General features: G+C 29.4%; 9 protein-coding genes and 1 pseudogene. 7 read left to right on the forward strand and 3 right to left on the reverse strand.

Going from position 1 to position 15,505, the window contains the following annotated elements:
• Window positions 1-107 precede the first annotated feature (107 nt).
• The 4 genes and pseudogenes from JEY78_RS08620 (at window position 108) to JEY78_RS08635 (ending at window position 7,664) form a co-directional block, all read left to right on the forward strand.
• Window positions 108-3,767 (forward strand): chemotaxis protein CheB, encoded by a 3,660-nt coding sequence (locus JEY78_RS08620; RefSeq protein ID WP_291849606.1) that lies wholly within the window; start codon window positions 108-110, stop codon window positions 3,765-3,767.
• Window positions 3,751-4,152 carry a response regulator gene (locus tag JEY78_RS08625; protein ID WP_291849609.1) on the forward strand — a complete coding sequence of 134 codons (402 nt, stop codon included), beginning with the start codon at window positions 3,751-3,753 and terminating at the stop codon, window positions 4,150-4,152. The genes JEY78_RS08620 and JEY78_RS08625 overlap by 17 nt, the downstream gene beginning before the upstream one ends.
• A 1,066-nt stretch (window positions 4,153-5,218) precedes the next feature.
• Window positions 5,219-6,406 carry a PAS domain-containing sensor histidine kinase gene (locus tag JEY78_RS08630; protein ID WP_291849611.1) on the forward strand — a complete coding sequence of 396 codons (1,188 nt, stop codon included), beginning with the start codon at window positions 5,219-5,221 and terminating at the stop codon, window positions 6,404-6,406.
• 262 nt (window positions 6,407-6,668) lie between these two features.
• Window positions 6,669-7,664, forward strand: a pseudogene (locus JEY78_RS08635) (DUF4861 family protein).
• A gap of 111 nt (window positions 7,665-7,775) precedes the next feature.
• On the opposite strand, the gene JEY78_RS08640 reads toward JEY78_RS08635, so the two are convergent.
• On the reverse strand, window positions 7,776-8,168 hold the full coding sequence (locus JEY78_RS08640) for a hypothetical protein (RefSeq protein ID WP_291849613.1): 393 nt from the start codon (window positions 8,166-8,168) through the stop codon (window positions 7,776-7,778).
• A gap of 332 nt (window positions 8,169-8,500) precedes the next feature.
• Between JEY78_RS08640 and JEY78_RS08645 the strand changes: the two genes are divergently transcribed.
• Together JEY78_RS08645 and JEY78_RS08650 are read left to right on the forward strand one after the other, a co-directional pair.
• The gene (locus tag JEY78_RS08645) at window positions 8,501-9,142 is read left to right on the forward strand and encodes a hypothetical protein (RefSeq protein WP_291849615.1); all 642 of its coding nucleotides are present in this window, start codon (window positions 8,501-8,503) and stop codon (window positions 9,140-9,142) included.
• A gap of 127 nt (window positions 9,143-9,269) precedes the next feature.
• Window positions 9,270-9,626 (forward strand): VOC family protein, encoded by a 357-nt coding sequence (locus tag JEY78_RS08650; protein WP_291849617.1) that lies wholly within the window; start codon window positions 9,270-9,272, stop codon window positions 9,624-9,626.
• 7 nt (window positions 9,627-9,633) lie between these two features.
• On the opposite strand, the gene JEY78_RS08655 is transcribed toward JEY78_RS08650, so the two are convergent.
• Window positions 9,634-12,531 (reverse strand): FAD-binding and (Fe-S)-binding domain-containing protein, encoded by a 2,898-nt coding sequence (locus JEY78_RS08655; RefSeq protein ID WP_291849620.1) that lies wholly within the window; start codon window positions 12,529-12,531, stop codon window positions 9,634-9,636.
• A gap of 104 nt (window positions 12,532-12,635) precedes the next feature.
• On the opposite strand from JEY78_RS08655, the gene JEY78_RS08660 reads away from it, so the two are divergent.
• Complete coding sequence (locus JEY78_RS08660; protein ID WP_291849623.1) at window positions 12,636-15,158, forward strand: M14 family metallopeptidase; 2,523 nt, start codon at window positions 12,636-12,638, stop codon at window positions 15,156-15,158.
• Here JEY78_RS08660 and JEY78_RS08665 read toward each other — a convergent pair whose 3' ends face one another.
• Window positions 15,159-15,500 (reverse strand): tRNA-binding protein, encoded by a 342-nt coding sequence (locus JEY78_RS08665; protein WP_291849626.1) that lies wholly within the window; start codon window positions 15,498-15,500, stop codon window positions 15,159-15,161.
• Between the last annotated feature and the right edge of the window lie 5 nt (window positions 15,501-15,505).

Consider the following 15,505-nt stretch of genomic DNA (forward strand, 5'->3'; position numbering starts at 1 on the left):
TAAGTATAAAAAAAAATGTATATTGTAACACCAAATAGATGAATTTAAGTATAATAATAATGTATACCTAGTATGTTCTTGTTATACGTGTTATAATAGCATTTTTCATGAAAAAAAAAAAAAAAAATAATTATAATGACATTTTTGTAGTTGGAATTGGCGCTTCAGCCGGAGGCTTAGATGCCTTACAAGAGTTTTTTAAACATATTCCTGTAAATACAGGAATGGCATTTTGTATTATTCAACACTTGTCCCCAAATTTTAAGAGTTTAATGAGTGATTTATTGGGCAAATATTCTAAAATGCCCATATCAACAGTTAAAGATGGTGAAGAAGTTAAAGCAAATCATATTTATTTAAACCCTAATAATGCCAGTTTAAAAATTTCAAAAAAAACATTTAAATATGTTCCAAAAAACAATGGAACGGTATTAAACTTACCAATTGATATGTTTTTTCATTCGTTAGCTAAAGAATATAAAGACAAAGCTATTGGTATTATATTATCAGGCACAGGTACCGATGGATCTCGCGGTATTAAAACACTTAAAGAGGTAAGCGGTACTATTATGGTTCAAAACCCTAAATCTGCACAGTTTGATGGGATGCCTAATACCGCTATCGGCACAGGATTGTCCGAATATATAGGTACACCTAGCGAACTCGCCAAAGAAATTGTAAAATTTCCTAGCAAGCCCTCATTTATGCATGAAGTTAGCGGTGGCTCTGTAACTGAAGTTGAAAATTTATTTAATGAAATACTCGATGTTTTGTATAAATTTTCAGGTCAAAATTTTAAAGATTACAAACATAATACGCTGGTTAGAAGGTTAGAAAAAAGAATGGGTAGTTTAAATATTCATGAAATATCAGAGTATTTAAATTTAATAAAAATTGAAGATGATGAAAAACGATTGCTTATCAACGATTTTTATATTGGTGTAACAAGTTTTTTTAGAGATACCGAGGCTTGGAATGTATTAAAAACAGAAACCTTACCTTTAATTTTTGATACGAAAAAGCATTTTGAAACAGTACGCATTTGGTCGGCAGGTTGCTGTACTGGCGAAGAAGCTTACTCGTTAGCAATTTTAATGGATGAATATATACGCGAAAATAAATTAGCGACCGATTATAAAATTTTTGCAACTGATGCCGATTTAAGAGCGTTAGAAATTGCGAGTAATGGTGAATATATTTTGAATATGGCGAATGAAATTCCATCAAAATATATAGAAAAATATTTTACAAGAATTGGAAACTACTACCAAATTAACAAAAAAATTAGAGAAAAAATTGTGTTTTCAAGGCATGATGTTATCAATGATCCACCATTTATAAAAATGGATTTAATTTCTTGTAGAAACTTATTGATTTATCTCTCAATTAAATCACAATATATTGTATTAGAGAAGTTTAAATTTTCACTGAACCCTCAAGGCTTTTTATTTTTAGGAAGTAGTGAAACTTTAGGTGAATTGCAAAAAGAGTTTACTGTAGTAAATCCAAAACATAAAATTTATAATATTGCTGGAAAAATAAAATCCATCAATTACTTTTCTTTTGATAATAATTCCTATAAAAATGTGATTACCAACAAAAGAACTGAAAAACAACTCCATATTTCCAATCTTATAACACCTATAAAAAGAGATAGTGAAAGTTTATTTACCAATCATTTACTAAATACTTTTGCCCCTAAGTGTATCTTTATTGATAGAGATTATAATATTTTATTCGTTAAAGGTGACTTAAAATCGTTATTAACAATTTCAGAAGGCGTAGCACAATATAACTTGTTAAAAATGTTAGATGATAAGTTGGCAGTAATGGTTAGAAATGGCTTAAAAAGAGTAAAACAAGAAAATAAAAATATAATATTTAAAAATGTAAAAACTACCAATAAAGCGGTTTCAAAAGTATTGAATTTAACCTTTTCAAAGATTAAAACTGAAAATGATTCAGAAATATATTTAATAGTATTTGATGAAAATGTTGATACAGCTGAAGTTTCTGAAGCTATTGTGTACAATCAATACAAACTTGATGAATTTTCCAAACAACGAATTGATGATTTAGAGTTTGAAATAAAAGCCAAAAATGCCGAACTACAGTATGTAATAGAAGAACTTGAAACCAGTAATGAAGAGTTACAAGCTGCCAACGAAGAATTAATGGAGAGTAATGAAGAACTTCAAGGTACCAATGAAGAATTACAATCGGTAAATGAAGAGTTGTATACCGTTAATTCTGAATTTCAATTTAAAAATAAAGAGTTAGCTGTTGCTAATGACGATATTTTAAACTTTTTTAAAAGCACACAAATAGGCACCTTGTTTTTAGATAACAATTTAAAAATTAGAAGGCTGACACCAACTATTAAAAAACATTTTGATATTGAAGAAACCGATGTTGGAAGATATGTTGGCAGTTTTTCTCATAGGCTTAAGTCTGCAAATGAAAAAGAATTTATTAGAGATTTAAAAAAAGTACTTAAAAAAGGGACTAAAATTGAGAAAAAAATTTATGATAATGAAGGTATATCGTATTTAAAGCGAATGATCCCATATATAGATAGAAATAATACCATTGATGGCGTAGTGATCACCTATGTTGATATTTCTAATTTAATTGAAGCAGAAAATAATTTACTAAAAGCAAATCGAGATCGTGAAAATTTATTAAATCAGTTAGAGTTGATTATGAATAATATTCCGGCGATGGTTTTTTATAAAGACAGTAAAAATAATTTTTTAAAGGTTAATAATTTTTTGGCTGCTGCACTAGATAAAACCAAAGAAGAACTTGAAGGTAAAAATTTAATTGAATTAATGGATCCAATTATTGCTAAAAAACTATATGAAGATGATTTGGAAGTAATTAAAACAGGACAATCAAAGCTAAATTTAGTTGAAAGCTATGATACCAAAAATGGAAAAACATGGTTTACTACCAATAAAATATTAATTAAAAACAAAAACGAAAATCATATTTTAGGTGTTTCTATTGATATTACAGAATTAGAGCACGCCAAAGAAGAGTTAATAAATGTAATTGAAAAACTAAAATCAAGCAATGAAGAATTGGCACAGTTTGCTTATGTAACTTCGCACGATTTACAAGAACCCCTCAATACAATTATTGGGTTTATTGAACTGTTAAAAAGTGAATATGATACTGTTTATACCGATGATGCCAAAAATTATATTAAAATAGTTTTGGATGCCACGGTTAGAATGAAAAACCTTATACGAGGTATTTTAGAATATTCGAGAATTGGAAAAAATAAAGTGATCACAACGTTTTCTGCCAAAGATATATTAAATGAAGTAATCGCTGATTTAAATAGCGTTATCACAGAAAAAAATGCAAAAATTGAAATAAAAGATGTACCCTTACACATTACCGGTTATAAAAATGACATAAGAATGTTGTTTCAAAATTTAATAAGTAATGGCATCAGATTTTCAAAAGATAACGAAAGTCCTATCATTACAATTAGTGGAACTGAAAACGCTAAATCTCAAAAGTTTAGTATAAAGGATAATGGTATTGGAATTGATAAAAAACACCTTAAACAGATTTTTGAAATTTTTAAAAGACTACATACCAATAAAAAATATAAAGGCACTGGTATTGGTCTTTCAAAATGTAAAAAGACGGCCGAATTGCATTGTGGAAAAATTGCAGTAAAGTCGGAAGTAGGAAAAGGCTCCGAATTTATAATAACACTCTCAAAACAAATAAAAAATGACACCCCTAAATAACATACTATTAATTGATGATGACAGTACAACTAATTTGCTAAATGAAATTCATATACAAAATTTAGGAATTACTAACAAAATAACCATTTTAGATAGTGCTGTAAAAGCATTGGATTTAATTTTTGAACAAAACGTACATTCAGACTTAATTTTTTTAGATTTAAATATGCCCGTTATGAATGGATGGCAGTTTCTAGAAGAATATTGTGCTAGATGTAAAGGACAAAAAAGTAAAATAATTATTTTAACGGCTTCTATTAATCCATCAGATAAAGAAAAAGCAGTGAATGATTCTTGTGTATTAGACTTTGTGAGCAAACCGTTAAATAAAGATAAAATTATGAACTTAATGGCAACGTATGAAAATTCACTATTAAATAGCTAAAAATTTTTAGTTATTAATTAAGCTGTTTTTTTATTACAGGATAAGTGCCTCCCGTAAAATACTAACAGGGTGTTTACTTATACGTTTTGTTCCATCCATAATTTGATGTCGACAACTTGTACCTGCGGCTGCAATAATGGTGGTGCTTGCTGTGTTTCTAATTTTAGGAAACAAGATAGCTTCACCTACGTGCATAGAAATAGCATAATGCTCTTTTTCATAACCAAAAGAACCTGCAATTCCGCAACAAGCAGTATTTAAAATAGTTGGTTTGTAATTTATTAGTATCCCTTTTTGCTTTTCTAATCTGTCAACCTAAATTTATTTCAGGTGCTCATTCAATAGTTATTAAGATTATGAAAAGATGCTGATACAAGTAAAGCATGACGAATTTTTGGCTTATTTTGACTTTTGAACCGTCAACCTGAATTTATTTCAGGTTCTCACCATATAATAATCAATCACACTGCGAATATGAAATATGTTTAGGTTGACGAATACTTTACCATTATAACATCTTTTTAACGTTGTTATTTATGATTACTTTACAATTAATAAGAATAGAATTTCGAAAATACAGAGAAAAAAATTAGAGGTCTGCAAGACTTTATACACAAAACTGCCGCATTTCTTTAGCATAGTTGCTTTACTTGTGAAAAATAGTTGTACAATTAATATCAAAAAAAATGTACAAATACTTTAAAAGTATTGTACAATTAATTTATAGAAGTAGTAGAAAATTTATAAAGTATCTTTTTTATCAGTAGCATTTCAACATATACTTTACACGTATAAAATTACTAATTTTTATATGTATAAGGCTAATTTTTAGGTTTATTTTATGAACATTTATTAAAACAATCTAGTATCTACCATAATTAGCAAATAAACATTCTCTTTAGGTCAAAAAAGATAACAAATTACGTAATAAGTTACTTATTAATATAAAATAGCACGTTTTTAAGTATTATTTTCATTAAATTTATAGAAATTAAAACTTCTATAAGCAAAACATATCACTAATTATACCAGCCTTTTATAGGTGACATGTGTAAAGAAATTGGAAATGAATGCTAAAGCAACATACCAAGAATTAAAAAATGAGATTAAAGATCTTAAAAAGCAACAAAAAATTAGCTTAGAGAATTATGCTGTTAAATGTGATGAAAAATACCACTCGCTTTTTAATAATATGGTTGAAGGTTTTGCACAATGTAAAATGCTTTATGAACATAATAAACCCATAGATTTTAGATATATTGAAGTAAATAATGCTTTTGAAAAATTAACCGGATTAAAAAATGTAAAAGGTAAATTAGTATCTGAAATATTGGTGAATCATAAAATTGAAAATCCCTTATTATTCAATGTATATGATAGGGTTGCTAAAACGGGGATATCTGAACGAATTGAGACCTATGTAGCATCTTTAGACACTTGGTTTGCTATTTCAGTTTATAGTTCCGAAAAAGGCGAATTTCTTGTAATATTTGATGATATTACAGACCACAAAAAGACTGAAATTGCCATAACCAAAAGCGAGTCGTGTTTAAAAGAACTCAATGCCACGAAAGATAAATTTTTCTCAATTATTGCTCACGATTTAAGAAGCCCGTTTAGCGGTATTCTTGGCTTATCGGAATTATTAAAGGATAAATTAAGAGAAAATGACATTTCAAAATCTGAAAAGTATGCAACCTTAATAAATTCATCTGCCAAAAGCACCCTTATTTTACTTGATAATTTATTAAACTGGGCAAGAACTCAAACCAAACAAATTAATTTTACTCCAGAAAAAATAGTGTTGTCATCAGCTATTCAGAAAGTGATAGAAACTTCAAAATCATCAGCAATATTAAAAAATATCTCTTTAAATTATACTCCGTCGGATGAGATTGAAGTGTTTGCAGATGTGCATATGTTGACAATTATATTACAAAATCTTATTTCAAATGCCATTAAATTCACCAAAATTGGAGGGCAAATAATTATTAAAGAAAAATTAGTGCAAAATGAGGTTAAGATTACTATTTCAGATAACGGAATTGGAATGAAGAAGAAGCAACTTAAAAAACTATTTAGATTAACTAAAAGTAATACTACTCTTGGAACTGAAAATGAAAAAGGCTCTGGACTAGGATTGGTTTTATGTAAAGAATTTGTAGAAAAAAATGACGGGATTATTTGGGCTAAAAGCAGTATTGGAAAAGGAAGCGACTTTAATTTTACATTACCGATAGTTCAAGAAAGTTAGCCATTAAATTAAAACATTAGTTACTAATTAGTACTATTAAACTCTATAAAAAAGTACATTAGTGGTTTAAATTAAAAATGCATATTTTTTTTATGAAATCAATCACATTAGTTGTTTTATTATTACTCTCTTTAAAAATTAACAGTGCTACATACTTACAAAACAACTTACAATCTACTATATTAATTGAGGTAGAAAACCCAATTTCGTTGATTAGAAATAATGAGACAATTATACTTTTCACAGCGTTTATTAAAAAAATATTCCGAATGAGCAAGTACATTTTATTCAAGTAAAAGATTTAAAAAACAATACATTTCTGCTAACGCAATCCATAGATTATAATGAAGATGGAGTTTCCGATGAATTTTTATTTCAGAGTAATTTCAACCCAAATGAAAAAAAGGAATTTGAACTAAGGATTGCTAAAAAAGATCCTTTAGGTAAATCTACGGTGTATGCCGCTTATATGCCTAATGAAGAAGGAATGCAAGATTTTACTTGGGAAAATAATTTTATTGGTTATCGTTTTTTTGGACAAGAGCGAGCTAAATTACAAGGCACTTGAATTGCGATGGATATTTGGTGCAAGCGTATTCCAGATCTTATTACTGAAAAATGGTATGTTCCCTCACAAAATTATCATATAGATACGGGTTATGGAGCTGATCATTATAGTTCAGGAAAAAGTCAGGGCTGTGGCGGTACAGGTATTTTAAAAAATGACTCTATTTATTTTTCACATCCCTTCTATGATTGGAAAATTATTGCCAACGGGCCAATTCGTACCGTTTTTGAATTAAAATTTACGGGATGGGCGTTTCATAAAAGTATTGTTGAAACTAAACGAATGACATTAGATGCTGGCTACTATTTTAATAAAATTGAAAGTAGCTATAATTCTGATATGGTATCTTTAGGCTATAAACATGCAGAAGGGTTTGTACAACGTGATGATTCAGAGACACAAATTGAAAAAGATTTGGGATGGATAGCAAGTTGGGAATCGTTAGCGGAAGGAAAAGGAAACTTGGGTGTTGGATTTATTGCGTTGCCAAGCGATATCCTAGAAATTAAAAATATAAATAATCATGTAGTTAGCATTATGCAACCAAAATCAGCAATTGGAATTTCTTATTATACAGGTGCAGCTTGGGATAAATTTGGTTCAGTAACTTCAAAGAAAGACTGGATTTCATTTGTAGAGCATAGAACTACATTTATTAAAAATCCCTGTAAAATAACCTTTAAGGAGTAATATTGAAAGTTTTAGGGGCAATTAGTATGCGCTTGAACATTTAATAACTGAATAGGATGTTACAAAACAAAAAAACCAGCGCAAAGTAGGTTGAAAAAATATGGAACTATCTTAGTCTGTACTATTTTTAGGTGGTGTAACGTCATGAAATGTTGGTAAATGTTCGGTAATGCTACCCGCACCCTTTTTGTTAATTTTAAAAGTAATATCTTTTTTTGTGGTGAATAAAAGAACTGTATAAAAAGACTTTTTTAGATGTGATTTCAAAAACACAAAAGTCTCATCTAAGGTAAATTCTTCTTCCGTATCCTCGGTCTCAATAGATTTGTAGCGTAATTTTACTAAAACCTTAAAGCCATCTTCAGCATAAATTGGTCTGACAAATATATTTTTCAAGTTAGGCTTACCAACGGTCTTAGCCATGGTTAATTTGGCAAAGGTGCCTTCTTGAACACTTTCTTTTACATGTTCCCAGAAAAGAACAAACACATCTTGATATGGCATAAACGAACGTTTGAGAATGAAATATGTTGAAGTTTCAAAAGTAACATGAATAATTCAATTAATAAATCTGAATGTATATGAATCATTCATTTATTCAAAAAATAAGAAAAAAAAAGCAGGAGAATTTAATCATCCTAAATTAAAAGAATTCCCAGCATATGAAAAATGCATCTGTTACGAAATAAATAAAAATAAGTAGCAGTATTACCTATAATTTAGTGAAGTTCTTCGCTGATTAAAAAGTTTTTGTATATTTAACCGGCAATATATCAGTAGTTTGTAGAATTTAAACTTCTGAATTGCACCAATTAAAATCTAAACCTTTTATCCATATGAAACATCTAATTAAATTTATGATGATGAAAAAAATAGTAGTTTTAATTGGAATTTTGATTTCAATTATATCTTGTGGAGATAGTAATTCAAATAAGCAGCAAGAAGATACATCTGAAAACCATGTGTTTTCTAGTAAGGAAACAGGATGGACTATTTCAATTCCTACTAATTGGAAAATAATTTCTACAGAACAAAATGAAGAAAACGTAAAAAAAGAATCTGAGGCATTACAGAAAATGGTAGAAGGAGAAATTGACAGTTCTAAATTAAAAAGCTTGATAAGTTTTCAAAAAGATCAGTTTAATAATTTTCAATCAACTTCAGAACCGTTTGAACCGAAGTATTCAGAAGAATGGGAAGTTAGCAGTGCAGCATCAAAAGAACTCGTTTATAATTCTTACGAAAATCAAGGAATTAAAGTAGATTCCACAGCAACAAGCATCATTAATATAGATGGACTCGATTTTCACACCTATGAGTTTATAGTATATGACTCAGATGGCGCTATCATTTTAAATCAAATAATGTACAGTAGATTTATAAATGGTTTAGACTTTGGCGTGAACATAAATTATAACAATGAATCAGACAAGAAAGAATTGGTAGACGCTTGGATGAATTCAAAATTTACAAAATAAATACCAATACTTAATTGGTTATAAGCTACAAAAGAAATGAAAATGTTCCTTTTTATACAGTTAGAAAAAAGTAAGTGTAGAAAGTTTTATAAATTAGACATACATTTCTATACATAATATATAAAATATGCTTAAAGATATTCATCCAAAATTACCAATGCGATCTAAATCAGTGACTAAAAATTTTTATGTAAACATGTTAGGTTTTAAAGTATTTGGTAGTGCAGATTTTAATGGGTATTTAATGGTACAAAAAGACCATATTCAAATTCACTTTTTTGAATTTAAAGAACTAAATATAAATGAAAATTATGGTCAAGTTTATATAAGATCCAATGCAATTGAAAAGCTTTACGAAGAATTATTAAAAGCAAAAGTAGTTATTCATCCCAATGGAGATTTGCAAATGAAACCTTGGGGACAAAAGGAATTTTCAATCCTTGATCCGGATCATAATTTAATAACCTTTGGCGAAAGTTTATAACTCAAAACTAAATCAACGCTTCCTTCAAAATACTCACAGGATGCTTACTTGTGCGTTTTGTACCATCTTTAATTTGATGTCTACAACTTGTGCCAGAAGCTGAAATTTCAACGTCTATTAATGTCTTTCGCACTTTTGGAAACAATGTATCTTCACCAACTTGCATAGAAATGTTATAATGTTCTTTTTCATAACCAAAAGAACCTGCCATTCCGCAACAACCAGTATTTAAAATAGTTGGTTTGTAATTTATGGGGATATTTAGCATAGTAAAAGTGGCTTCGCTAGTACTTAACGACTTTTGGTGGCAATGCCCATGAATTTTAATTTCTTTTGTTGTTTTCTTAAAACTAGACGATTTTATATGGCCTTGTTCAAACTCCTTCTTTACAAATTCATCAATAGTAAAGGCGTTTTTTGAGATGTTTTCAGCAGAAATTTTATCATCTGCTAATCGAAGATATTCATCTCTAAATCCTAATATAGCTGAAGGTTCAATGCCAATTAAAGGAGTTTTTTCGGAAATAATATCCTTAAAGATTGAAATGTTTTTGTCAATAACTTGTTTTGCTTCTGCTAAATATCCTTTTGAAATAAAACTTCTACCACTTTCTTCGTGTTCAATTAAAAGTACTTTATAACCTAATTTTGTAAATAATTCAATGGTGTCAATTCCAATAGTTACATCGTAAAAATTAGTGAATTCATCACAAAATAAATAGAGTTCGCCGTTTTTAAAATCTTGGTTGTGAAATCTCTTTTTATTGTTTTTGTACCAGCTTTTAAGTGTTGTTCTATATAACTTAGGAATAGATCGTTGTGTTGCAATTCCTAACACTTTTTTAGTAACATAATTATCTAAAAGGAAATTAGTAGCAAAAGGTAAAATACTTCCTAATTTATTGTATTTGTTATTGTTAGCAAATAAATATGTGCGTAAAGAAGGTTTGTTTTCTTTCTGATATTGGTATAAAAATTCGGCTTTTAAAGCTGCAACATCTACATTACTAGGGCATTCACTAGCGCAGGCTTTGCAACTTAAGCATAAGTCAAATACATCTTTTAGTTCCTCATAATCAAACTTGTTAATTTTGTCGGAATTGGTTAAAAATTCGCGTAATGCATTTGCACGTGCTCTTGTAGTATCTTTTTCGTTTTTAGTTGCTCTGTAACTCGGACACATAGTTCCACCTACCGAAACTGGTTTTCTACAATCACCAGAACCGTTGCATTTTTCTGCAGCTCTTAAAACTCCTTGGCTATCTGAAAAATCTTGAATAGTTTCAATGGTTGGTTCAAGTCTGTCAATTTCGTAACGTAAATTCTCATCCATAGGAAAAGAATTTACAATTTTCCCTTTGTTAAAAATACTGTTTGGATCAAAAGCTATTTTAATGCGTTTTAATAAATCATAATTTTTTTCACCAATCATTAGCGGAATAAATTCAGCTCTAACAATTCCATCGCCGTGTTCACCACTTAAAGAACCGTTGTATTTTTTTACTAATTGAGCAACTTCAGAAGTTATGGTTCTAAAAAGAGCCACATCTGTTTGTTTTTTTAAATTTAAAATCGGACGTAAATGAATTTCACCAGCACCCGCGTGTGCGTAATACACAGCATCTTGCCCAAATTTTTCCATCATGGCAGAAAATTCACGAATATAATTTGGTAAATCGGCTACTTCAACAGCGGTATCTTCTATACAAGCAACTGCTTTTCTGTCGCCAACAATATTACCTAATAAACCTAAACCGGCTTTTCTTAAATTCAATGCTTTTTGAATATCGTTTCCTATAAGTTTTGGAAAAGCATAACCAAAATTATTTTGTTGTAACTCTTCAATAAGCTTATTTGTAAATTGTTGCGCTTTATTAATAGTATCGGATTTAACCTCTAACATTAAAATAGCTTTAGGATCTCCTTCAACAAAAAACCTATTTTTTAATTGTTCACGATTGTTTTTTGTACAATCTAAAATGGTTTTATCCATTAATTCACACAAAAATAAATTGTGTTTCATAGCAATTACAACAGCTTCCATACTTTCTTGAATGGTTTTAAAATGCGCTGCAACTAAAACACTTTCGGTTGGTGGTAAATGATCTAATTGCAAGGTAATTTCAGTGGTAAAAGCCAACGTTCCTTCACTTCCGCATAAAAGTTTTGAAATATTTATGTTTTCTTCTGAAGATGAAAAAATTGATGATTTCAGCAATTCATCAACGGCATATCCCGTATTTCTTCTATGAATAGCAACTTTAGGAAATTCTTTTTTAATTTCTTGTTGAATTTCAGGATTGGAAAGTTCGTTGTAAATTGTATTGTAAATGGTGCTTTCTAACGTATTTCCTCTTTTTTTAAATTGAAATTCTTCCTCAGTTAAGCTTTCAAAAATTACTTCAGAGCCATCACTTAAAACGGTTTTTAAAGCAAGTACTTTATCGCGCGTTACACCATATTTTATGGAAGTTGTTCCAGATGAATTGTTACCAACCATTCCGCCAATCATGCAACGGTTTGTGGTTGAAGTATCTGGACTAAAAAATAAGCCAAAAGGTTTTAAAAATAAATTCAGCTCGTCTCTAATAATTCCTGGTTGTACAGTAATTGTTTTAAGATGCTCATCAAAAGCTACAATTTTTGTAAAATATTTAGAAACATCTACTACAATTCCATCGCCCACACATTGTCCTGCTAATGATGTTCCTGCAGTTCTTGGAATTAAAGAGATATTATTTTTAGTAGCAAAATTGATTAAGATTTGTATGTCTTCCGTGTTTTTGGGATACGCAACAGCTAGCGGAATTTTTCTGTAAACAGAGGCATCAGTAGCGTAAATATTTTTAAGTAAATCATCAAAAAATAATTCACCAGCTAAAGAATTGGATAAATTTTGAAGCATTTTTTAAGTTGAAATTAGCTTATTTAAATCAATGGAAAGATACTAAAATAATAGTTACTTAAAAGTCAACTTGAAATTTCTATATTTGTTAAAACATCTTTTTTATGAAGCACTATTTTTTAATGCTATTTGCCTTAATAGCAATACAATTACAAGCTCAAAACCAATTTGATTTATCGTATTATTTAACGCAAAACAGTTCGTATAATACAAATATTCCAACACCAGAAAGCGTTTTGGGACATAAAATAGGCGAGTGGCACGTAACTCATGACAAGTTGGTGGAATATATGAAAGTTATTGCAAGTGCATCTGATAGAATTAGTATTGAAGATAGAGGTAAAACTTTTGAAGGTCGCCCAATTGTATTATTAACAATTACATCTCCTGAAAATCATAAAAAAATAGATGCTTTAAAAGAGGCACATTTTAATTTAACGGAAGTGAATAAAAGCAATTCATTAGCTGTTGAAGAAATGCCTTTGGTGGTGTATCAGGGATTTTCCATTCACGGAAATGAGCCAAGTGGAGCCAATGCAAGTTTAGTATTGGCGTATTATTTAGCTGCTGTCCAAGGAAATGAAATTGAAACATTGTTAAAAAACACCATTATTTTACTAGATCCATCTTTAAATCCAGATGGTTTACAACGTTTTGCATATTGGGCAAATACAAATAAAAGTGATTTTTTAAATGTGGATAGCAATGATAGAGAGTTTCACGAAGTTTGGCCAGGTGGAAGAACAAATCATTATTGGTTTGATTTAAATAGAGATTGGTTGCCAGTGCAATTGCCAGAATCTAAAGCGCGTATTGAAACGTTTAGAAGTTGGATGCCAAATATTTTAACAGATCATCATGAAATGGGAAGTAATTCAACCTTCTTTTTTCAACCAGGAGTGCAATCTAGAGTACATCCGTTAACGCCTATTGAAAATCAACAATTAACGAAAGAAATTGGGAACTATCACGCGAAAGCTTTTGATAAAATAGGTTCGTTATACTATACCGAAGAAAATTATGATGATTTTTATTATGGAAAAGGTTCTACGTATCCAGATGTAAATGGTGCAGTTGGAATTTTATTTGAACAAGGAAGTTCTAGAGGGCACGCACAGCAAACAGAAAACGGTGTTTTAACCTTTCCGTTTACCATTAAAAATCAGTTTACTGCGGCACTTTCTACATTAGAAGCCGCAGAGAATATGAGAGTTAGCCTATTAAATTATCAGCGAAATTTCTTTAAAAATGTTTCAAAAGAAAATTCTAAAAAACCAATAAAAGCCATTGTTTTTGGTGATGAAAAGGATGTTGCCAAAACAGTACATTTAGCTGAAATTTTAAAAAGACATAAAATTGAAATTTATAAGCCAAAAGCCGATTTCACTTCTAATGGAGTCAATTTTAAAAAGGAATCGAGTTTTATGGTTCCAACAAATCAAAAAAACAGCAGATTACTACAAGCCATGTTTGAAAAGCGAACTACGTTTCAAGATAGTTTGTTTTATGATATTTCAGCGTGGACTTTTCCGTTAGCATTTAACGTAAATTATGCTGAATTGAAAAACACTTCTGAAATAGGTGATTTGGTAACCAATTTAAAGTTAAAAGAAGGAAAGGTTTCAAACAAAAGTACCTATGCTTATGTAATGGAATGGCAAGAATATTATGCCCCAAAAGCATTAAATTTATTGCTACAAAAAGGAATTAGAGCAAAAGTTGGAATGAAACCATTTTTAGTTGATGGTAAAAGTTATGATTATGGAACTATTTTAATTCCTGTTCAAAATCAACAATTAAATATAAATGATTTATTTAGTTTTTTAAACGAAGTTGCCGAAAATTGCCATTTAAATATTGATGGAGTTACAACAGGATTAACGGAAGGAATTGATTTAGGAAGCAATCATTTTGAACTTATTAACAAGCAAAAAGTTGCATTGTTAGTTGGTAATGGAATTTCATCATATGATGCTGGTGAAATTTGGCATTTGTTTGATCAACGCTACAGAATGAACATTACAAAATTAGATGTAGATTATTTAAATAGAGTGGATTTGGCTGAATATACCACTATAATTGTGTCTAATATTTCAGGAAAAATAAATGAAAACTTCAATAAAAAACTACAAGATTGGGTTCAAAAAGGTGGTGTTTTAATAGGTTTTGAAAATGCAGTTAAATTGTTTGCAGATAGTAAACTAATAAATCTAGAATTTATAACGCCAAAAGTAACTGCTAAAAATATTAGTTTTGAAGAAAAGAATGACTTTTTTGGCGGACAAGTAATTGGTGGTGCTATTTTTGAAACCATTTTAGATAGATCGCATCCTATTAATTTTGGTTACTCAAATACTACGTTGGCAATGTTTAGAACCAACAAAATTTTTATAAAACCAGATGAAAGTAGTTTTAACAATCCCATAAAATATAGTAACAATCCTTTATTAAGTGGCTATATATCAAAAACAAATTTAGATGCACTTAAAAATACTGTTCCATTTCAAGTAAAAAGAAATGGTAATGGTCGTGTAGTAGTTTTTACGGACAATACTAATTTTAGAGGTTTTTGGTTTGGAACAAATAAGCTATTAATGAATGCCGTATTTTTCGCAAAAACTATGTAATTAACTTACTTGTTCTCCATTTTTTATGGATGGATTTGAGGGATGTAACAATACAATTTCCTGGTTATTATTTTTTATGCCTAAAACTAAACATTCGCTAAAAAAATTGGCAATTTGTTTTTTAGGAAAGTTAACAATAGCAGTTATTTGTTTATGAAGTAATTGATTTTTAGTGTACAAATCTGTTATTTGTGCGCTGGATTTTTTAATACCCAAAGTACCAAAATCTATAGTTAATTGGTACGCTGGTTTTCTGGCATTTGGAAAATCATTTACTTCAATAATAGTTCCTACGCGTATGTCTAACTTTGCAAAATCCTCAAAAGTAATTTCTGTTTTCATTTTTA

Source organism: Lutibacter sp. (assembly GCF_016342705.1).
In the GTDB taxonomy this organism is placed as follows: domain Bacteria; phylum Bacteroidota; class Bacteroidia; order Flavobacteriales; family Flavobacteriaceae; genus Lutibacter.

Excerpts from the sequence above, each read along its gene's own strand:
- JEY78_RS08640 (WP_291849613.1), bottom strand. The coding sequence starts at position 8,168 with ATGCCATATCAAGATGTGTTTGTTCTTTTCTGGGAACATGTAAAAGAA.
- JEY78_RS08650 (WP_291849617.1), top strand. The coding sequence starts at position 9,270 with ATGCTTAAAGATATTCATCCAAAATTACCAATGCGATCTAAATCAGTG.
- JEY78_RS08630 (WP_291849611.1), top strand. The coding sequence starts at position 5,219 with ATGAATGCTAAAGCAACATACCAAGAATTAAAAAATGAGATTAAAGAT.
- JEY78_RS08665 (WP_291849626.1), bottom strand. The coding sequence starts at position 15,500 with ATGAAAACAGAAATTACTTTTGAGGATTTTGCAAAGTTAGACATACGC.
- JEY78_RS08645 (WP_291849615.1), top strand. The coding sequence starts at position 8,501 with ATGAAACATCTAATTAAATTTATGATGATGAAAAAAATAGTAGTTTTA.
- JEY78_RS08620 (WP_291849606.1), top strand. The coding sequence starts at position 108 with ATGAAAAAAAAAAAAAAAAATAATTATAATGACATTTTTGTAGTTGGA.
- JEY78_RS08625 (WP_291849609.1), top strand. The coding sequence starts at position 3,751 with ATGACACCCCTAAATAACATACTATTAATTGATGATGACAGTACAACT.
- JEY78_RS08660 (WP_291849623.1), top strand. The coding sequence starts at position 12,636 with ATGAAGCACTATTTTTTAATGCTATTTGCCTTAATAGCAATACAATTA.
- JEY78_RS08655 (WP_291849620.1), bottom strand. The coding sequence starts at position 12,531 with ATGCTTCAAAATTTATCCAATTCTTTAGCTGGTGAATTATTTTTTGAT.